General features: G+C 63.1%; 10 protein-coding genes and 4 pseudogenes. 11 read left to right on the forward strand and 3 right to left on the reverse strand.

The window, feature by feature from the left end; genetic code table 11:
• Positions 1–9: 9 nt before the first annotated feature.
• Complete coding sequence (gene glnE / locus P9292_RS23710; RefSeq protein ID WP_309961524.1) at positions 10–2811, reverse strand: bifunctional [glutamate--ammonia ligase]-adenylyl-L-tyrosine phosphorylase/[glutamate--ammonia-ligase] adenylyltransferase; 2802 nt, start codon at positions 2809–2811, stop codon at positions 10–12.
• Positions 2812–3016: 205 nt separating this feature from the next.
• Here glnE and P9292_RS23715 point away from each other — a divergent pair, with 205 nt between their 5' ends.
• The 4 genes and pseudogenes from P9292_RS23715 to aroG all read left to right on the forward strand — a co-directional run bounded on the left by P9292_RS23715 (position 3017) and on the right by aroG (position 11247).
• The gene (locus tag P9292_RS23715; RefSeq protein ID WP_309961526.1) at positions 3017–7339 is read left to right on the forward strand and encodes a YhdP family protein; all 4323 of its coding nucleotides are present in this window, start codon (positions 3017–3019) and stop codon (positions 7337–7339) included.
• A 57-nt stretch (positions 7340–7396) separates the two neighbouring features.
• Positions 7397–8222 (forward strand): annotated as a pseudogene (locus P9292_RS23720) (carbon-nitrogen hydrolase family protein).
• A gap of 133 nt (positions 8223–8355) precedes the next feature.
• Positions 8356–9822, forward strand: coding sequence for a metalloprotease TldD (gene tldD / locus P9292_RS23725; protein ID WP_309961527.1), 1467 nt, complete (start codon positions 8356–8358; stop codon positions 9820–9822).
• Between the two features lie 352 nt (positions 9823–10174).
• Positions 10175–11247 (forward strand): annotated as a pseudogene (aroG, locus tag P9292_RS23730) (3-deoxy-7-phosphoheptulonate synthase AroG).
• A gap of 50 nt (positions 11248–11297) precedes the next feature.
• Here aroG and P9292_RS23735 read toward each other — a convergent pair.
• Positions 11298–11864 carry a cob(I)yrinic acid a,c-diamide adenosyltransferase gene (locus P9292_RS23735; protein ID WP_309961529.1) on the reverse strand — a complete coding sequence of 189 codons (567 nt, stop codon included), beginning with the start codon at positions 11862–11864 and terminating at the stop codon, positions 11298–11300.
• A gap of 338 nt (positions 11865–12202) precedes the next feature.
• On the opposite strand from P9292_RS23735, the gene P9292_RS23740 reads away from it, so the two are divergent.
• The 7 genes and pseudogenes from P9292_RS23740 (at position 12203) to proC (ending at position 19343) form a co-directional block, all read left to right on the forward strand.
• Positions 12203–13624 carry an FAD-binding oxidoreductase gene (locus P9292_RS23740; protein WP_250491797.1) on the forward strand — a complete coding sequence of 474 codons (1422 nt, stop codon included), beginning with the start codon at positions 12203–12205 and terminating at the stop codon, positions 13622–13624.
• 286 nt (positions 13625–13910) lie between these two features.
• A complete protein-coding gene (locus P9292_RS23745) occupies positions 13911–14630 on the forward strand; it encodes an FAD-binding protein (protein WP_309964156.1) in 720 nt (239 codons plus the stop codon).
• A pseudogene (locus tag P9292_RS23750) lies at positions 14626–15336 on the forward strand (FAD-linked oxidase C-terminal domain-containing protein); the annotation flags it as partial. The gene P9292_RS23745 and the pseudogene P9292_RS23750, both read left to right, overlap by 5 nt.
• Positions 15337–15447: 111 nt before the next feature.
• On the forward strand, positions 15448–16536 hold the full coding sequence (glcE, locus tag P9292_RS23755; RefSeq protein ID WP_309961531.1) for a glycolate oxidase subunit GlcE: 1089 nt from the start codon (positions 15448–15450) through the stop codon (positions 16534–16536).
• Positions 16537–16544: 8 nt separating this feature from the next.
• On the forward strand, positions 16545–17771 hold the full coding sequence (gene glcF, locus P9292_RS23760; protein ID WP_244827029.1) for a glycolate oxidase subunit GlcF: 1227 nt from the start codon (positions 16545–16547) through the stop codon (positions 17769–17771).
• Positions 17772–17812: 41 nt separating this feature from the next.
• The gene (locus P9292_RS23765) at positions 17813–18508 is read left to right on the forward strand and encodes a YggS family pyridoxal phosphate-dependent enzyme (protein WP_309961533.1); all 696 of its coding nucleotides are present in this window, start codon (positions 17813–17815) and stop codon (positions 18506–18508) included.
• Between the two features lie 22 nt (positions 18509–18530).
• Complete coding sequence (gene proC / locus P9292_RS23770; protein WP_309961535.1) at positions 18531–19343, forward strand: pyrroline-5-carboxylate reductase; 813 nt, start codon at positions 18531–18533, stop codon at positions 19341–19343.
• Positions 19344–19651: 308 nt separating this feature from the next.
• On the opposite strand, the pseudogene P9292_RS23775 reads toward proC, so the two are convergent.
• Positions 19652–20323, reverse strand: a pseudogene (locus tag P9292_RS23775) (FkbM family methyltransferase); the annotation flags it as partial.
• Positions 20324–20353: the final 30 nt, after the last annotated feature.

Genomic DNA, 20353 nt, shown 5'->3' on the forward strand with positions numbered 1-20353 from the left:
CCTTCCACCTTACTCGGCAATCGAGAACACGCGTCTCCACAACGCCGTCACCGCTTCCCTTTCGCCCTTTACCGCATCCGGCGCGACGCGCGCCTTCTCCATTCCATCGAGCCGCAGCGTGTGCTGCAGCTTGCGGTAGTGCCGGTACACCGCGCCAATCGTTTCCGCTTCGTCCGCGCTGATCAACCCGCTCTGCGCCGCGATCTTGAGCAAGGTGATATTGCCCGCATTGCGCACGAACTCGCGATGCTCGCGCGAGTGCAGCAACACCCAGTACTGCACGATGAACTCGATATCCACCATCCCGCCGCGATCGTGCTTCAGATCGAACAATTCGCTGCGATTGGGATGCCCCGCCGCCACACGCTCGCGCATCGCGACGATCTCGCGGGCAAGCAATGCCGCATCGCGCTCCATCACCAGCACGTCCGCGCGAATGGCTTCGAATTGCGCGCCGATCTCGGCGTCGGCGGCGCTGTAGCGAGCGCGCGAAAGCGCCTGATGCTCCCAGACCCACGCGGTATTCGCGGCATCGCCTTCACGAATCTGATAGCGGCGAAACGACTCCAGACTCGTCACCAGCAAACCCGATTCGCCGTTCGGCCGTAGACGCAAGTCCACATCGAACAGCGTGCCCGCGCCGGTCGCCGCCGTGAGCCACGTGATGAGACGGCGCGCGAACATCGCGTAAATGTCGGCGGCGCTGTCGTTCGAATCGTCGGGATCGTCGTAGAGAAAGATCAGATCGAGATCGGACGCATAACCCAGTTCCTTGCCGCCGAGCTTTCCATACGCGATGACGGAGAAGCGCGGCGTATCGCGATGCCGCTTCGGAAACTGCCGCCAAACCGTCTGCACGGTTACGTCGAGCACGGCATCGGCGAGTTCGGACAGACGGTCGCTCACATGTTCCACCGACAGATGTCCCGCCAGATCGATCAGCAGAATGCGGAATACTTCGGCCTGATGCGCGTGACGCAGCAAGTCCATCTGATGCTCCGCGTCCTCCGCTGCCGCAAGCCGGGCGAGCAGCGAACGCTTGAACCCGTCCCAGTCGAACGGGCTGGCAATGGCTTCGTCATCGAGCAATTCGTCCAGCAATTGCGGATGGCGAATGAGATAACCCGCCGCCCAGCGCGAGCCGGACAACACGGACAGCACGCGTTCGAGCGCCGCCGGATATTCAGTCAGAAGCGCGAGATACGCGCCGCGTTTGCCGATGGCTTCGAGCAAGTCGAAAAGCCGCGCGATCACATCGCCGCGACGCGCGGCATCGATCGACTGCACGACTTCGAGCGCGCGCTGCGCGACCACGTCGAAGCGCTCGCGGCTGTGCTCGTTCAGGCTCGCGTAACGCGTGGAGTTCCACACGCCCGTTAGACGCGCGAGCACCGGCGCCGGGTCCGCGAAGCCGAGTTCGGACAGACGGCCGGCGAGTTCTTCCTGCGCGGAATCGTCGGCGAGCGCGCTGCTCCAGATCCACGATGCAGCCGAATCGTCCGACACGCCGCAGCCGTTTTCACCGCCGATCTTGTCGGCGAAGATGGCATCGAACTGTTGTTCGACGAATTCGCGATGCGCATCGAGCTTGTCCATCAACGCGGCGTAGTTCGCAAATCCGAGCGATGACGCGAGCAACGCGCGCTCGTCGTCGGCAACCGGCATGGCATGCGTCTGCGCGTCGTTGCGATACTGCAGCCGATGCTCCACCGTGCGCAAAAACAGATACGCGTTGGTGAGCGAGTCGCACACGTTCTGCGCGATCAGCCCGTGCGCGGCGGCGCGTTCGAGCACCTTGAGCGTCGGACGAATGCGAAAATCCGCCGCCTGTCCGCCGCGAATCAACTGGAAAACCTGCGCGCTGAACTCGATCTCGCGGATACCGCCGCGTCCGAGCTTGATGTCGTCGGCCTTGTCGGGGCGCATGGACGCGCGCCGCCGCGCTTCCTGCCGAATCTGCAGATGCAGCGAGCGAATCGCGGCGATCACGCCGTAGTCGAGGTATCGCCGATAGATGAACGGCGTCGCAATGGCTTCGAGTTGTTTGACGAGACGGCGCGCGGCATCGCTCTTCGTCTCCGAGACGACGCGCCCCTTGATCCACGCGTAGCGTTCCCATTCCCGCCCTTGCACATAGAAATACTCTTCGAGCATGCCGAGACTGCACACGAGCGGACCCGAATCGCCGTTGGGACGCAACCGCATGTCGACGCGAAACACGTAGCCGTCTTGCGTCATCTCCGCGAGCGCGCCGATCACGCGCCGCCCGAGCCGTGTGAAGAATTCCTGCACCGAGAGCGGCGAGCGCTTGCCGCCGGCGGTTTCGCCATCGTCTTCATAAACGAAGATCAGATCGATATCCGACGACGCGTTCAGTTCGCGCCCGCCAAGCTTGCCCATGCCGACGACGCCGAGCGTAAGCCGTTCGCCTTCGGGTGAGCGCGGCTCGCCGAAGAGCGCTTCGAGGTCGGCCGCGAGTACCGCGATGGCGCGTTGGATCGTTACTTCGGCGAGATCCGTCATTGCGCCGGTGACTTCGGCGACATCCGCCGTGCCCGCTAGATCGCGCTCCATCGCCGTGCAGAAAACCTCCATGCGTAAGCGGCGCAACGCCGTCTTGAGCGCGGCTTCATCGAGCGTGCCGGTCTCGACGCACGGCACGCAATGAGCGTCGAGGCGCGCTTCGATCCATTGCCGCGTGATCGGCGTCCTTGCCCACTGGGCGACATCGGAGGCTAGTTCCGGACGCGCCGAATAGGCGCGCGACGCGTAGTTGGAATAGCTGGAACTGAGGAGTTTCGCGTCGGTCATGAAAGGGTAGGCTCGCTCGTTGCTTGGTACAGATGCTGATCGTACACCGGCAGCGAAGCGGTTTGAACCAACGGTCCGCGAGGCTTGTCCGAAGCGGCTCCGAGAGACTTTTCCAGAGCGGCGCGGCCAAGCCTTGCCCGCTTTTCCCTGTGTTACATTGCAGCGTCAAACACGCAAAACTACCATATCGCCGACTAGCCGCAGCATGTCCGACAGCAGACGATCCGTCGACCCGACCGAAGTTGGACAAGCCCAGCCCAGCGGCAACGCCGAGCGCGTGCTTTCACGCGTCTTCAAAATCGTTCTCGTGTTCGCAGCCGTGGTGTACTTCGCGGTTGCGAGCATCTATCTCGCGCTGCGCTATATCGTGTTGCCGCAGGTCGATTCGTTCCGGCCGCGCATCGAGCAACTCGTCTCCTCGCGCATTCACGCGCAGCTACATATCGGCCGGATCACGGCGGTCATGGCGGGTGCGCAACCCACCTTTCTGATCGACAATCTGCGTATCGACGCCGCCGACGGATCGCCCGGCGTGGCGGTGCCGCATGCGCGCGCGAGCATTGCGTGGGGCTCGCTGCTGCATCTTCGGCCGAAGCTTGCCGATCTGACCGTCGATGGTCCCGATGTCATCGTCGCGCGCAATGCCAAGGGCGAACTGACCGTCGCGGGCGTGCCTATTCCCACGCATCGCACGGGTTCTGGCGCGTTCACGAACTGGCTGCTCGGACAAGACCGCATTCGTCTGCGCGACGGCACGCTGCGTTGGCGCGATGCCGAACGCGACGCGCCCGAAGTGGCGTTCAAGCGCCTGCAACTGACCATCCTCAACGACGGCTTGCGGCATCGGCTCGCACTCGATGCACCCGCCGACGGCGACGTGCTGCACGGCCCGCTCGATGTGCGCGCGGACTTTCGCCACGAGCCGTTCACCGCGATGGGCGCACCCGCGAACTGGACCGGACGTCTCTACGTTTCCACCGGGCCGCTCGACCTGCCGACGCTCGGCCGCTACGTGAAGCTGCCTTTTCAGATCTACGATGGCCGCGTCGAAAACCGTATCTGGGTGGACTTCGCACGCGGCCAGTTGCAAAAGGCAGGCGGCGATCTGAACGGCGGCAACGTCGCGCTGCGCGTGCGCGCCACGCAGCCGCGCCTCGAATTGCCGATTGCGCGCTTCGACTGGACCATCGACAAGAACGACACGGCCTACACGCTGAATCTGTCCGACATCCATGCCGAACTCGGTCAGCCCGCGCTCTCGGACGGCACGCCGGTCGCGCGTCTTCTGGCGGCGCATACGCTCACGGGCACGTACCGGCCGGCATCGGTTGGCAAGGGATTGATGTTTCGCGTCGCGGGCGATCACGTCGATCTCGGCATCCTCGCGGACTTCGTACGGGCGCTGCCCGTGCCGCCGCGCGTGCTCAACGAACTCGTGCGCTTCAATCCGCGCGGGCAGATTGCGAACTACTCGATCTACACGGAGCGCGCGGCGCCGCGCAATGAAGAAGAGGTAAAGCAGCAGCACGAAAAAGGCGACGCCAAGCTCTTGCACTTCACGCTCAAGGCCGACTTGCAGGGCATCAGCGTGCAGGCGCAGGAACCGCCGCCGGGACTTACCGTGAACAACCATCCGCGTGCGGGCATTCCGGGCATCGAAAACCTGTGGGGTCATGTCGATGCCAACGAGGCGCAAGGCGCTGTCGACATCGATACGAAAAATGCGGCCATCACCATTCCCGGCGCGTTCGATGATCCGCGTCTGACCTTCGATACGCTGCAAGGCCACGCAACCTGGACCGTCGCCGATGAAATCGCGCCCGGCGAATTGCGCCGCGCGTTCACCATTCACCTCGACACGCTGCGTGTGAAGAACGCCGATGCCGAAGGCGACGTCACCGCTTCATATTGGAATCAGGGCCACGGGCGCGGCAATCTCGATCTCAAGGCGAAGATCGCGCACATGCAGGTCACAAGGCTCGTGCGCTATCTGCCGACGAGTCTCAACGAACGCGTGCGCGTCTATCTCGGGCATGCGCTGCAAGCGGGCGTGGCGCGCAACAGCGTGCTCGAAGTGCATGGCGACCTCACCAAGTTCCCGTATGCGAAGGCGCCGGACGCGGGCGTGTTTCGCATCGAGGCGCCGTTCACCGGCGGCCGTTTCGATCCGACGCCGTTCCCGCCGCGCAAACTCGCCAACGGCATGCCGAGCATCTGGCCGGGTTTCGACGGGATCGACGGCACGTTCAAGCTCGCGCAAAACAAGCTGCGCTTCGATGTCGAGCGCGGACATTATCGTGGCGTGAAGGTATCGAATCTGAGCGGGCGAATCGACGATACCGGCGACCGCGAATCGAAACTGTGGATCGACGGGCAAGCACGCGGACCGCTCTCGGACATGCTTCAGTATGTCGACGACAGTTCGCTCGGCCTGATGGCCAAGCACGCCACGCGCAAACTGCAAGCTAAAGGCGATGCCGCGCTCGCGCTCACGCTCGGCATTCCGCGATTCCGGCCGCCGCCGCCCGCGCCGCCGCTTCGCACCGAATACAAAGGCTCGCTCACGTTCGCGGACAACGAAGTCGCTTATGGCAATCTGCCGCCGCTCGAACATCTGCGCGGCAAGGCGAATTTCGCGGCGAAGACCGTGACGCTCGACGGACTGAACGCGCAACTGCTCGGCGGCGACGTGCGCGCGAAAGGCGGCGTGCAACCGGACGGCAGCTACACGTTCGATGTGAACGGGCGCATCGGCGTGGACGCGGCACAGCGTCTGAACACGCGCATCACGCCGCAGGTCGCGCAGTTCCTGAAGCGCATCGACGGTTCCGCGCCGTATCAGGCGCACGTGCATGGCGTGAAGAACGCGTTGCCCGTCGTGCAGGCGAGTTCGGATCTGACGGGCATCGGCTTCGATCTGCCCGCGCCGTTCGGCAAGGCAAAGGGCACGCCCATGCCGTTCGCGTTCACCTTTCAGCCCGCGCCTAGCGGGCCTTCGGATCTGCATGACGCGCAACTCACGTTCGGGCCCGTGCAGGCGCATTACTCGCTGCAGCAAATCGGCCGCGCGCAGGTCACGGTCGATCCGCAGAACCCCGCCGAGCCGATGAACATGCGCGCCCGGCTGAAGGTCGCGCGCGGCGCGATCGCCGTGAACAAGCCGGCGGCGTTGCCCGCCGAAGGCGTGTCGGCATCCGTCGATATGGACACGCTCGATGCCGACGCGTGGCGCAAGTTCATCGCCGATATCAACGCATCCGCGAGCGCTTCACCCGTGGCCGATACGGCCGCGCCCGCCTCGCCACCGATGAACGATATGGTCAGGCAGTTCATCCCGACGCGTGCCGACATCCACTTCACCACGCTCAAGCTGCTCGACCGCCGCTGGGACAACGTGCGGATCGGCGCGAACGAAGAGCCGGCGAATCGCAAATGGCAGGCGAACGTGGCGTCGAATCAGGTGACGGGCACGCTCGCGTTCACGCCGGGCGCGCTCAAGGGAAGTCCGGGCGCATTGCAGGCGCGCCTCGACAAAGTGGTCATTCCCGAGAAGATAGCGGCGACGAACGCGCCGGACGAACGCATCGTGAGCAAGCCGCCGCGCAACATGCCCGCGATCGATCTCACCGTGAACGAGCTCGTATATCGCGAGCACGATCTCGGCCGGCTTCAGGTCGATGCGCATAACGAAGTCGTCGCCGATCAACCCGTCTGGACGCTCGACAAGCTCGAACTCGCGAACCCCGACGCCACGCTCACTGCAAACGCGACGTGGCGCACGCTGCCGGGCGGCGTGGTCTCGACCGCCGTGAATCCCGCGAACGACGACACCCTTCCGCGCCGCACGGCACTCGACTTCAAGCTCGACGTGAACGACGCCGGTCAGTTGATCGACCGCTTCGGTCTGCCGCGCACGGTCAATCACGGCGCGGGCACGGTGTCCGGTCACGCGGCGTGGAACGGCGGCCCGACGACAGTCGATCCAAATTCGCTCGATGGCAACGTCGCTGTCGATTTGCGTCACGGCCAAATTCTGCGCGCGCCCGGCGCCGCGAAATGGCTCGGCATCTTCAGCTTGCGCAGCCTTGCGAATCTGCTCACGCTGCATTTTCAGGATGTCGTCGGCAAGGGACTGCCGTTCGAGAAAGTCACGGGCGACGCGCATATCGAACAGGGCATCGCGAGGACGGACGATCTGGTGATGATCACATCGCCCGCGCGCGTGCAGATGCAAGGGCTCGTCGACCTGCCACAACGCACGCAGGATTTGCACGTTAAGGTCATACCGACCGTCGGCGCGGGCGCGGTCGCAATCGGCGCGGCGGTCATCAATCCGCTGCTCGGTCTGGGCGCGCTGGCCGCCGATCTCGCATTGTCGAAGTCCATCCAGAAGGCGTTCGAACTCGACTATTCGATCACCGGTCCCTGGTCCAAACCCGTCGTTCAGCGCCTGCGGGGCGATCAGGGTAAGATCGAAACACCTGCCGCCGCCGCTGTCCCTGCTACCGTACCAGCAGTCGCTCCGTGAAGGCGGCACGGTTCCGCCCTATTTTCGTCACCTTTTTTGGCAAACGCGCACAAAAATATGAACGATAAATCGAGCGAAAGCGCGACTTTCCGCGTCGCCGCGCTGCAGATGGTCAGCGCGCCGGACCGCGATCGCAACCTGACCAGAGGCCAGGCTGATCGCGGAAGCCGCGCGCGACGGCGCCCAACTCGTGCTCCTGCCCGAATACTTCTGCTACATGGGCTTCAAGGACACCGACAAACTCGCCATTCGCGAGACGCCGGGCGCGGGTCCGATCCAGCAATTCTTGTCCGATGCAGCGCGCGAGCATCGCGTGTGGGTGATCGGTGGGACTTTGCCGTTGCAGTCGGCGGAGCCGGATCGCGTGCTGAACACCACGCTCGTGTTCGACCCCGCCGGCAAGCAGGTTGGGCGCTACGACAAGATTCACCTCTTCAATTTCGAGAAAGGCGAGGAATCGTTCGACGAAGCGCGCACCATCTGCCCCGGCAGCGAAGTGCGGACTTTCGACGCGCCATTCGGACGAGTCGGCCTTTCGGTGTGCTACGACCTGCGATTCCCGGAGCTGTACCGAAAAATGGGCGACTGCGCGTTGATGGTCGTCCCCTCCGCGTTCACCTACACGACCGGCAAGGCACATTGGGAAATCTTGCTACGCGCCCGCGCCATTGAAAACCAGTGCTACGTCCTCGCCGCGGCACAAGGCGGCAAACATGAAAACGGCCGGCGCACTTTCGGCCACAGCATCCTGATCGACCCTTGGGGCGAAATCATCGACGTGCGCGACGAAGGCGCGGGCGTCGTGGCCGGCCAGATCGATCCGGCGCGCATCGCGTCAGTGCGACAGAGCTTGCCGGCGTATCGGCATCGCGTGATCGGCTGAGACGCGCGCGCTAAGTATCTTGAAAATAGGTTTTCCGACGGTCTTGAAAGCGCGATTTTTTCTCCGCACATGACCGAACCCCGTCAGCCATTAGAATGGTCTGAAATATCACCGAACTCGCAACAGGCACCGCATGAACATCATCGAACCCGGCATTAGGAATCTGGTCACGGCGAAGGACGTTTTGCTTACGCCGTATGGCCTCGACGAGGGGCTTATCACGCGTACGCTTGCGGAAATTTTCACGCATCGCGTCGATTACGCCGACCTCTATTTTCAGTCCACGCGCAGCGAAGCGTGGAGTCTGGAAGAAGGCATCGTCAAATCGGGCAGCTTCAGCATCGATCAGGGCGTCGGCGTGCGCGCCGTCTCGGGCGAGCGCACGGCTTTCGCCTACTCCGACGATCTTTCGCCCGAATCGATTCGCCAGGCGGCGCACGCAACACGCGCGATCGCCAAGGCGGGCGGCGGCAAGCACAAAATCAAGTCGGCGAGCACGCTCACGGGCGTGTCGGGCCGCGATCTGTATTTGCCCGCCGATCCGCTGCATTCGCTCGATTCCGACGCGAAGGTGAAGCTGCTGGAGCGCGTCGAGCAGATGGCGCGCGGCCGCGATCCGCGCATCACGCAAGTCATGGCCGGGCTCGCCGGTGAATACGACGTCGTGCTGGTGGCGCGCAGCGACGGCGCGCTCGCCGCCGACGTGCGACCGCTCGTGCGCGTATCGGTCACGGTGATCGCCGAGCAAAACGGACGCCGCGAGATCGGCACGGGCGGCGGTGGCGGACGCTTCGACTACGGCTATTTCACCGACGACATCCTGAACCGCTACGTCGACGACGCGGTGCACGCGGCGCTCGTGAATCTCGAAGCGCGTCCGGCACCCGCAGGCGCCATGACCGTCGTGCTCGGGCCGGGCTGGCCGGGCGTGCTCTTGCACGAAGCAATCGGGCACGGGCTGGAAGGCGACTTCAACCGCAAGGGATCGTCGGCGTTCGCGGGTCGTATCGGCGAACAGGTCGCGGCGAAGGGCGTGACCGTGGTCGATGACGGCACGCTGCCGAATCGGCGCGGCTCGCTCAACATCGACGACGAAGGCAATCCGACGCAGTGCACGACGCTGATCGAGGACGGTGTTCTCAAGGGCTACATTCAGGATTCGCTCAACGCGCGTTTGATGAAAATGCCCGTGACGGGCAACGCGCGCCGCGAATCGTACGCCGCCCTGCCGATGCCGCGCATGACCAACACGTACATGCTCAACGGCGACAAGGACCCGAAGGAAATTCTGGCTTCGGTGAAGAAAGGCTTGTACGCGGTGAATTTCGGCGGCGGACAGGTGGATATCACCAACGGCAAGTTCGTGTTTTCGGCGTCCGAGGCGTACATGATCGAGGACGGCAAGATCACGTATCCGGTGAAGGGCGCGACCTTGATCGGCAGCGGACCGGAATCGCTCAAATACGTAACGATGATCGGTAACGACATGTCGCTGGATACGGGCGTCGGCGTGTGCGGCAAGGAAGGCCAGAGCGTGCCGGTGGGCGTTGGGCAACCGACGTTGCGCATCGAAAAAATGACGGTGGGCGGCACGGTTTGATGTTTCTCGATGCGGGCTTTCCGCGTCGCTTCGGGCTGGGTTTGCGATTGCACGGGCCGGCGATGCGGGAATCCCGCGTTCTTCGATTGGAAGGCTTGCCAGCGCCGCGTGTTTGCGGTTATAAAAGCAGCTACCTGATTTTTTTGCGACAGACTTTTCTCTCTTAAGCCATGACCGCCAAGTTTTACTTTTATTTCTTTTGGCATCTCAAGCCGCTGGCGGATGGAGAGGGGTCGTTGCAAGTACGGTAAGTACGCAAAACCAAATTCCCGAAAAACCGCCAGCGAGTCTGGCGGTTTTTTTTCGCCCTTCACACGTTGGTTTTGATTGAAAGAGACGCAGGAGAAAAGAAATGCCCCCGCACAATACCGACGATGTCCGCATTCGTGAGCTGAAAGAACTGACGCCTCCCGCGCATCTGATCCGCGAATTCCCTTGCGCCGAACCCGTGTCGGAACTGATTTACAACGCGCGCAAGTCGATGCATCGCATACTGCACGGAATGGATGATCGCTTGATCGTGATCGTCGGACCGTGCTCCATTCACGATCCCAAGGCGGCGATGGAATATGCGGGACGACTGATCGAGCAGCGTAAGCGCTTCGCGGGCGAATTGGAAATCGTGATGCGCGTGTACTTCGAAAAGCCGCGTACCACGGTGGGCTGGAAAGGGCTGATCAACGATCCGTATATGGATAACAGCTTCAAGATCAATGATGGATTGCGGGCTGCGCGGGAATTGCTCATGCATATCAACGAGCTTGGTTTGCCGCTGGCACCGAGTATCTGGATATGATTAGTCCGCAGTACATTGCGGACCTGATTTCGTGGGGCGCGATTGGGGCGCGGACTACCGAATCTCAGGTTCACCGTGAGCTTGCATCGGGATTGTCTTGTCCGGTGGGCTTTAAAAACGGCACGGATGGAAACGTCAAGATTGCCGTCGATGCTATCAAGGCCGCTTCGCAGCCGCATCATTTCCTGTCGGTCACGAAGGGCGGACATTCGGCGATCGTTTCCACCGCCGGCAACGAGGATTGCCATATCATTTTACGCGGCGGTAAATCGCCGAATTTCGATGCCGCTAGTGTCGATGCGGCTTGCAGCGATATCGGCAAGGCGGGATTAGCGGCCCGCTTGATGATCGATGCGAGTCACGCGAATAGCTCGAAGAAACACGAGAATCAGATTCCGGTTTGCGAGGATATTGGCAAGCAACTCGCTTCCGGCGATGAGCGAATTATCGGCGTGATGATTGAATCGCATCTGGTTGGCGGCCGGCAAGACCTCAAGCCGGGATGCGAGCTGACTTACGGACAAAGCGTGACGGATGCTTGCATCGGCTGGGATGAGAGCGTGACTGTACTCGAAGGATTGGCAGCGTCGGTTAAACAGCGGCGCATTGCGCGAGGCGGTGGTAATTAAGATATAGACAGCGGCCGCTAACTCAGCGGCCGTTGTCTATTTGTTCACGGTTAATCGGTTGCCGCGTCGCGCTGATGCTTCCACAAAATATCGTTCTGGCCATCCGCGCGATTCAAAACCCGCGCCAGGACAAAAAGCAAGTCCGACAGCCGATTGACATACCGCCTCGGCGCTTCATTTACTCCGGCTTTATCGATTTTCCCCAGCGCCACGATCGACCGCTCCGCTCTTCGGCAAACCGTCCGCGCCACATGCGCCACTGCCGCCGCTCTCGATCCGCCCGGCAGAATGAATTCAGCCAACGGCGGCAACGTCCCGTTGTATTCCGCGAGCCAGTCATCGAGCTGCGCCAAATGCGATTCCTCGATCATCGAATGCCCGGGAATCGATAACTCGCCGCCTAAATCGAAGAGATCGTGCTGAATCGTCGTCAACGCATCGCGCACGTCCGTTGGCAGCGGTTCGCATAGCAATACGCCCAAAGTCGAATTCAATTCATCGACATCGCCGATTGCGGCAATCCGCGCATCGTCCTTGGAAACGCGACGGCCGTCGCCGAGCCCCGTGGTGCCATCATCGCCGGTACGGGTGGCGATCTTGCTCAGACGGTTGCCCATCGTTTTCTCCTTGCTCGTTGATTCATCGCTCGAAACGCGCGTTCATGCTTTGAACCGCGCCGAAACTCCGACCCATTATAGGCACGCGGTCCCACGGTTTTACCCGCCTGCCGCCCTCCATTCCATCGGCGTAAAATGAGATGGAAGTCGTGAAGCAAGCACTCGACCACGCCGAGCGCAGCAGCCCAACGAGCGCGACGATTAAGCACCGGCGCGCAAAACGCAACGTGCTCGATCCGTCGCCTGAAGCGTTTAGTGACACGAATAAGCAACACGCGACGAATCCGCCGCGAAAATCGACCGAACAATCGCAGCGCCCAAGCTGCCCCGGAGACACCGTGAACCACCCCGCCGAAGCCGCACGAACCGCCTTCCGCCGCCCGTTCCCCGCCGCCCTGCTCGATGCGCTGCGCTCAAGATTCGCGGAGCGCGTTTCCACCGCCCAGGCGGTGCGCGAGCACCACGGCCGCGACGAATCCCCGTTCGACCCGCAACTGCCCGACGCCGTCGTCTTCGCGCGCAGCACAGATGACGTGCAGGCCATCGTCAGACTTTGCGCCGAACACGACACGCCGATCATTCCCTACGGCAACGGCTCGTCGCTCGAAGGGCATCTGCTGGCAGTGCAAGGCGGCGTTTCCATCGACTTGTCGGAGATGAAAAACGTCATCTCGATCAACGCCGAAGATCTCACGGTCACCGTCGAACCCGGCATTTCGCGCAAGCAACTGAACGAAGCGCTGAAAGACACCGGCCTCTTCTTCCCGATCGATCCCGGCGCGGACGCGAGCATCGGCGGCATGTCGGCAACGCGCGCTTCCGGCACCAACGCCGTGCGCTACGGCACGATGCGCGAAAACGTGCTCGGCCTCACGGTGGTTACCGCCGATGGCCGAGTCATCAAAACCGGCACGCGCGCGCGCAAATCGTCGGCGGGATACGACCTGACGCGTCTTTTCGTCGGCTCGGAAGGCACACTCGGTGTCATCACCGAAATCACCGTGCGGCTTTATCCGCAGCCCGAAGCCATTTCCGCCGCCATCTGCGCTTTCCCGTCGATGGGCGATGCGGTGCGCGCCGTCATCGAAACCATTCAGATGGGCGTGCCCATTGCGCGCGTCGAATTCGTCGATTCGCTCGCCGTGCGCGCAATCAATCGTCATTCGAATCTGACGCTCGCCGAATCGCCGACGCTGTTCTTCGAATTTCACGGCACGGAAGCGGGCGTCAAGGAGCAAGCACAAACGGTGCAGGACATCGCCGCCGAGAACGCCGGCACCGGTTTCGAATGGGCGACCCGTCCCGAAGACCGCAGTCGTCTTTGGAACGCGCGCCACAACGCCTACTTTGCGATGCTGCAACTGAAACCCGGCTGCCGCGCCGTCACCACGGATGTCTGCGTGCCGATCTCGCGTCTCGCGGAATGCGTCGAGGAAACGGAAAAAGACCTGGTGGATTCGCCGCTTCCCTGCCCAATCGTCGGCCATGTCGGCGACGGCAACTTCCACGTCGCCATGCTGCTCGATCCGGCCAAGCCCGAGGAACTAGCGGAAGCCGAACGGCTGAATCACCGCATCGTCGAACGCGCGCTGATGGTCGGCGGCACCTGCACGGGCGAACACGGCGTCGGCTTGCACAAGATGGGCTTCATGATCGAGGAGCACGGCGAGGACGCCATCGCCGTGATGCGCTCGATCAAACACGCGCTCGACCCGAAAAACCTCATGAATCCGGGCAAGATCTTCGCGTTCGAGCAGTAATCGCGCGGTTTGCGCTCCATTTTGCGCACACGGCGACGGCAATGGACGCTGTCGCCGCAAGCGGGCAAGATGGACCGCGGTATCCGAATCATTCGTCGACGAAGAGCATCTGCGTCGATCAAACCGAACGAAGCGCCGCCGAGCGCCCGGAGGAGACATGAACGCACCCGACGAGCTCAAGACCGCACTCGTGACCGACACTTCGCCGAATCTGCCGCACGCGGACGCGCCGCGGTTCTCCGAGGAACAACTCGCGGCGCGTCAGCGCGATGTCGTGCAGGCGCTGATGGCGGTGCTGCCCACGCATTGCCTCCTGTTTCGCGAGGAAGACACGGCGCCATACGAGTGCGACGGTCTCGCGGCGTATCGCCGTCTGCCGCTTGCGGTCGCATTGCCGGAAACCGAAGCGCAGGTGCAGCGCGTCGTGCAGATTTGCGCGCGCCTCGACGTGCCGATCGTGCCGCGCGGCGCGGGCACGGGGCTCTCGGGCGGCGCGATGCCGATCCGTCATGGCATCGTGTTGTCGCTTGCGCGCTTTCGCAAGATCATCGAAGTCGATCCGTACGCGCGCACCGCGACGGTTCAGCCGGGCGTGCGCAATCTCGCCATATCGGAGGCCGCCGCCCCTTACGGGCTCTACTACGCGCCGGATCCATCGTCGCAGATCGCGTGCACTATCGGCGGCAATGTCTCCGAAAATTCGGGCGGCGTGCATTGCCTGAAATACGGCCTCACCGTGCATAACGTACTGCGCGTGCGCGCCGTCACCATGGACGGCGATGCCGTCGAATTCGGCTCGCTCGGACCCGACGCGCCCGGCCTCGATCTGCTCGCCGTGCTGATCGGCAGCGAAGGCATGTTCGCCATCGTCACCGAGATCACCGTCAAGCTGATCCCGAAGCCGCAGACAGCGCAAGTCATCATGGCGAGCTTCGACGACGTGGTCAAAGGCGGCAACGCGGTCGCGGCGATCATCGCGGCAGGCATCATCCCGGCCGGCCTCTGAAATGATGGACAAGCCCGCGACGCGCGCCGTCGAGCAATTCGTCAACGCTGGCTACGACCTGGACGCCGCCGCCATCCTGCTGTGCGAATCCGATGGCACGCACGACGAAGTCGCCGAGGAAATCGTCCGCATGACGGCGGTGCTGCGCGAGTTCGGCGCGTCGCGCATCCAGATTTCGCGCACGGAAAGCGAGCGGCTCAAGTTCTGGTCGGGCCGCAAGAACGCCTTTCCCGCTGCCGGCCGCATGTCGCCCGACTATTACTGCATGGACGGCACGGTGCCGCGCCGCTCCATCGGGCCGCTGCTCAAGCGGATCGAAGAGATGGAACAGAAGTACGCGCTTCGCTGCATCAACGTGTTCCATGCGGGCGACGGCAACATGCACCCGCTCATTCTCTTCAATGGCAACGATCTCGACGAATGGCATCGCGCGGAGGCGTTCGGCAGCGATATCCTCGAAACCTGCGTGGAACTGGGCGGCACGGTGACGGGCGAACACGGCGTGGGCATCGAGAAGATCAATTCGATGTGCGTGCAGTTCTCCCCCGAGGAGCGCGACGCCTTTCACGCGGTAAAGCGCGCGTTCGATCCGCCCGGCCTGCTCAATCCCGACAAGGGCATTCCCACGCGCGCGCGCTGCGCCGAATACGGGAAGATGCACATTCGCGGCGGGCTTTTGCCGCACCCGGAGATTCCGCGCTTTTGACGAGTGCGCGATCCCGCTATCCACGTTTGTCCGACTGTGGCTGCGTTAAGCGCCCGGTACAATCGACCGGACGAGACGGAATAGAAAAAGCATCAATCAAGCGGGACACCCATGGAACAGGACGACATCGTCGCCGGCTGGTCGGAGCGGATTGCACACGCCACCGAGACCGGCACGCCGCTGCGCATTCGCGGCGGCGGGACGAAGGACTGGTACGGACAGACGCTCCAAGGGGAGATTCTCGACACGCGCGCGCATCGCGGCATCGTCGAATACGATCCGGCGGAACTCGTGATCACCGCGAAGAGCGGCACGCCGCTCGCGGAAATCGAAGCCGCGCTCAGGGAGCACGGGCAGATGCTGCCCTTCGAGCCGCCGCACTTTGGCCGCAACGCGACCTTCGGCGGCTGCATCGCGGCGGGACTTGCCGGCCCGCGTCGCGCATGGACCGGCGCGCCGCGCGATTTCGTGCTCGGCGCGGTGGTGATGAACGGGCACGGAAAAGTGCTGCACTTCGGCGGCCAAGTGGTGAAAAACGTGGCGGGCTATGACGTCGCGCGCCTGCTCGCGGGCTCGCTCGGCACGCTCGGCCTCATGCTGCAACTGTCGATCAAGGTGCTGCCTCGCCCCGTCGCCGAAGCCACGCTCAAATTCGACATGCATGCAACGGACGGCGTGCGCAAGCTCAACGAATGGGGCGGTCATCCCTTGCCGGTCACCGGCAGCGCGTGGCGCGACGGCACGCTCGCGCTACGTCTCGCGGGCGCGGAAGATGCTGTTAAATCCGCGCGCAACACGCTCGGCGGCGAGGTGGTCGACGCCGTCGAAGCCGACCGTTTCTGGATCGGCATGCGCGAGCAGACCGATCCGTTCTTCGCGGTCATTCAGCCGCGCTCGGCGCTTTGGCGGCTCGCGTTGCCGTCCATTGCGGAGCCGCTGCATCTGCCGGGCGCGCAACTCATGGAATGGGGCGGTGCGCAGCGCTGGTGGATCACGGACACCGACCCGCAGACCGTGCGTATCAGCGCGAAGCAAGCCGGCGGCCACGCGACCATCTTCCGCGCCGGTTCCGCGTATGACCGCAATGCGGGCGTGTTCACGCCGTTGCCCGCGCCGCTGATGAAAATCCATCGCGGGCTGAAGGCGGCGTTCGATCCGGCGCGCGTGTTCAATCGCGCCCGGCTGTACCCCGATTTCTAGGCGCCTCGATGCAAACCAATCTCGCCGATTTCATCCGCGGCACGGCCGATGGCGACGAAGCCGACGCCATCCTGCGCAAATGCGTCCATTGCGGCTTTTGCACGGCGACTTGCCCGACCTATCAAATTCTCGGCGACGAACTCGACGGACCGCGCGGGCGCATCTATTTGATGAAGCAGATGTTCGAAGGCGCGCCGGTCACGCGCAGCACGCAACTGCATCTGGATCGCTGCCTCACCTGCCGCAATTGCGAGAGCACGTGTCCGTCGGGCGTGCAGTACGGACGGCTCGTGGAGATCGGCCGCAAGGTGGTCGAAGAGAAAGTCGAGCGCCCCATGCGCCAGCGTTTGCAGCGGCGCTTGCTGGCGAGCTTTCTGCCGAACAGCACGCTCTTCACGCCGGCGATGAAACTCGGCCAGCAGTTTCGCGGCATCCTGCCACGCAATCTGCGCGCGAAGATTCCCGTCCCGGAGAAGCCGCTCGCCGCGCCCACGCGCAAACACGAGCGCAAGATGCTGATGCTTTCCGGCTGCGTGCAACCGGCCATGATGCCCAACGTCAACACGGCGACCGCACGCGTATTCGACGCGCTCGGCATCGAGATCGTCACCGCGCCGGATGCGGGCTGCTGCGGCGCGATCCGCCTGCATCTCGGCTACAACGACGAAGCGCTCGACGACGTGCGCAACAACATCGACGCATGGTGGCCGTATGTGGAGAACGGCGTCGAGGCAATCGTGATGAACGCGTCGGGTTGCGGCGCGACGGTGAAGGAATACGCGCACCTCTTGCGCGACGATCCGGTCTACGCCGACAAGGCGGCGCGCATCGTCGAGCTTACGCGCGACCTCGCCGAAATCCTGCCGATGTACGAGGAAGAACTCATCGCGCTGGCAAGACGCCGCAGCGTGCATACGGTCGCCTACCATCCGCCGTGTACCTTGCAGCACGGGCAGCAGATTCGCGGACGCGTCGAGCATCTGCTGACCGCGCTCGGGCTCGAAGTGCGTTTGCCCGCGGATAGCCATCTCTGCTGCGGATCGGCGGGCACGTATTCGGTGCTGCAGCCAAAGCTTTCATACACGCTGCGCAATCAAAAGCTCGACCGGCTGGAAAAGACCGAGCCGCAGATGATCGTGTCGGCGAATGTCGGGTGTATCGCGCATCTGCAAAGCGGCACGTCCACGCCCGTCGCGCACTGGATTCAGTTGCTCGAGCATCTGCTTTACGGTTGAGCGCTTCGTATAATGGCTGGATTGCTTTTCAGGCGGCCAGCATGTCTATCGCTCAACATCTCGAAGAAGTCCGGCAGCGTATCGCGAAGGCCGCGGCGGACGCCTCGCGCGACGCCGCGTCCGTGCAGCTTCTCGCCGTCTCCAAGACCTTTCCCGCCGAAGACGTGCGCGCCGCGTTCATTGCCGGCCAGCGCGCGTTCGGCGAAAACTACGTGCAGGAAGGCATCGCGAAGATTGCCACGCTCGCCGACTTACGCAGCGACATCGAGTGGCACTTCATCGGGCCGCTGCAATCGAACAAGACCAAGCTCGTCGCCGAGCAGTTCGACTGGGTGCATTCCATCGACCGGCTGAAGATTGCCGAGCGGCTGTCCGCGCAACGGCCCGAAGGCACGCCCGCGCTCAATGTCTGCGTGCAGGTCAACGTGAGCGGCGAGGCTTCGAAGAGCGGCGTGGAACCGGCAGAAGCCGCCGCGCTCGCGCATGCGGTCGCGGCGCTTCCTGCCGTGCGCTTGCGTGGCCTGATGGCCGTTCCCGAAGCCGCCGACACACTCGACGCGCGACGCGAGCCGCACGCGCGCCTTCGCGAACTCATGAACAAGCTGCGCGCAGACGGTCTCGATCTCGACACGCTTTCCATGGGCATGTCCGCCGACCTCGAAGCCGCCGTGCTCGAAGGCGCGACCATGGTGCGCATTGGCACCGCGATCTTCGGCGCGCGCGACTATTCGCATTGATTTCACTCTCGACTACTTCACCATGAAAATTGCATTCATCGGCGGCGGCAACATGGCTGCTGCGCTCATCGGCGGTCTGGTCAAGCGCGGCGTCGCGCCGGCGGATATCTATGCCGTCGATATCAACGACGAAGCGCGCGAACGCACCGCGAAGCAGTTCGGCATTGCGACGGGCGCGGCCATCGACGAGAAACTCGCGGCCTACGACGCGATCCTGCTGGCCGTGAAGCCGCAAGTGCTCAAGAGCGTGGCCGAATCGCTCGCGCCGCATCTGTCGCAGCAAACCATCATCAGCATCGCGGCGGGCATTCGCGCGACGGATCTGTCGCGCTGGCTGAACGGCTATACGCAGATCGTGCGGACCATGCCGAATACGCCCGCGCTGATCGGCATGGGCGTGACCGGACTCGCCGCGCTGCCGGGCGTGAGCGATGACGCGAAGGCGCTGGCATCGCAAGTTCTGGAAGCGGTGGGCTCCTCCGTCTGGTTCGACGACGAAGCGAAACTCGATGCCGTCACCGCTGTTTCCGGTAGCGGTCCGGCCTACGTGTTCTACTTCATCGAAGCGATGCAGGAAGCCGCGCGCGCACTCGGCCTTGACGAAGCCCAGGGCCGCGAACTCGCGGTGGCGACCTTCACCGGCGCGGCACAGCTTGCCGCGCAATCGGGCGAAGCGGCGAGCGTGCTGCGCGAACGGGTGACATCGAAAGGCGGCACGACGGCGGCGGCGCTGGCATCGTTCGAGGCTGAAGGTGTGAAGGACGCCATCGTGCGTGGCGCGCTCGCGGCGCAGGCGCGCGCGAAGGAGATGGGTGACGAGTTGGGCGGCTTGTGAAAACGTGAATCGTGCGCGGTGCGCTGGCAACTCGCATGCGCACAAAAGGAACTGGCGGCACGGCAACACGTAAATCTTTCGAGGTGCGCGGGCTTCGCACCCGCGCATTGAAGGATTCGCTCGCGCTCACCGCCGCCGCGCGAGCTCGCTAAACCGATATTGAGCACGCCATCGCGCTCGTTCAAATGAGCATGCAGCGGATCACCCTTGGCGATGGCAAGCACATTCGGTTCGACCGAATAGAACGTCTCGTAGCCAACGCCTCTCAGATAGTCGCGAATATCGTTCTCGCTGCCCTTGATCCATTCGACCAAAAGCGCAGGCTTGCATCGAAGCAAGGTCTCGCGCGCGCCTCTCAACACATCCATTTCCATGCCTTCGACGTCGATCTTCAGAAGATCGACGCGTTCGAGCTTCAGGGAGTCGATACTGATCATCGGCACCGTCGTGCTTGCGGCGGCATCGTAAGAGATAGCCTGGCCGATGAACTCGGTGTGCTCGCGCGGCCTGATTTCCAGACTGCCGAAGCTCGCCGAAGAGAAGTAATCCGGTTGCGGAATGCCGATCTCGCCCACGGACTCACCCAATGCAGCCAGCCTGGCCCTCGCATTGAGGCAGTTGTTGAGCGCGAGATTGCCGGCCAGCGCGTAGTAGATGATCTCCTGCGCCTCGAAACTCAGCACGCGTCCCCAACCGTTCATGTGACGCGCCCATTCCACGGAATGCACGCCGATATTCGCGCCGCCGTCTATGGCGAATACGCCGTCACCGAAATAACGACGACGCAGCGCGAGAAGAGAGAGCACGAACTGCACTTCTTGCGGATCAAAGCTGGACTTGCTGAGGATCTGATGCCCGACGCCGTAGGTGTAGTTCGATACGGCGTTCTGCACGGCGTTGAAGTCGTTGCGATTGACGATCAGCGTGCCATGGTTTGACGCGGCCAGAATGAAGGCGATGGGGCGCTCGATGTGACTCATGCGGTTTTAAGCGTGTAAGTAAATCCGCAA

This window comes from Caballeronia sp. LZ001 (assembly GCF_031450875.1).
Classification (GTDB): domain Bacteria; phylum Pseudomonadota; class Gammaproteobacteria; order Burkholderiales; family Burkholderiaceae; genus Caballeronia.

Bases quoted from the DNA above. Each gene is read 5' to 3' on its own strand.
- glnE (WP_309961524.1), bottom strand. From the start codon at position 2,811: ATGACCGACGCGAAACTCCTCAGTTCCAGCTATTCCAACTACGCGTCG.
- P9292_RS23715 (WP_309961526.1), top strand. From the start codon at position 3,017: ATGTCCGACAGCAGACGATCCGTCGACCCGACCGAAGTTGGACAAGCC.
- tldD (WP_309961527.1), top strand. From the start codon at position 8,356: ATGAACATCATCGAACCCGGCATTAGGAATCTGGTCACGGCGAAGGAC.
- P9292_RS23735 (WP_309961529.1), bottom strand. From the start codon at position 11,864: ATGGGCAACCGTCTGAGCAAGATCGCCACCCGTACCGGCGATGATGGC.
- P9292_RS23745 (WP_309964156.1), top strand. From the start codon at position 13,911: ATGGCGGTGCTGCCCACGCATTGCCTCCTGTTTCGCGAGGAAGACACG.
- glcE (WP_309961531.1), top strand. From the start codon at position 15,448: ATGGAACAGGACGACATCGTCGCCGGCTGGTCGGAGCGGATTGCACAC.
- glcF (WP_244827029.1), top strand. From the start codon at position 16,545: ATGCAAACCAATCTCGCCGATTTCATCCGCGGCACGGCCGATGGCGAC.
- P9292_RS23765 (WP_309961533.1), top strand. From the start codon at position 17,813: ATGTCTATCGCTCAACATCTCGAAGAAGTCCGGCAGCGTATCGCGAAG.
- proC (WP_309961535.1), top strand. From the start codon at position 18,531: ATGAAAATTGCATTCATCGGCGGCGGCAACATGGCTGCTGCGCTCATC.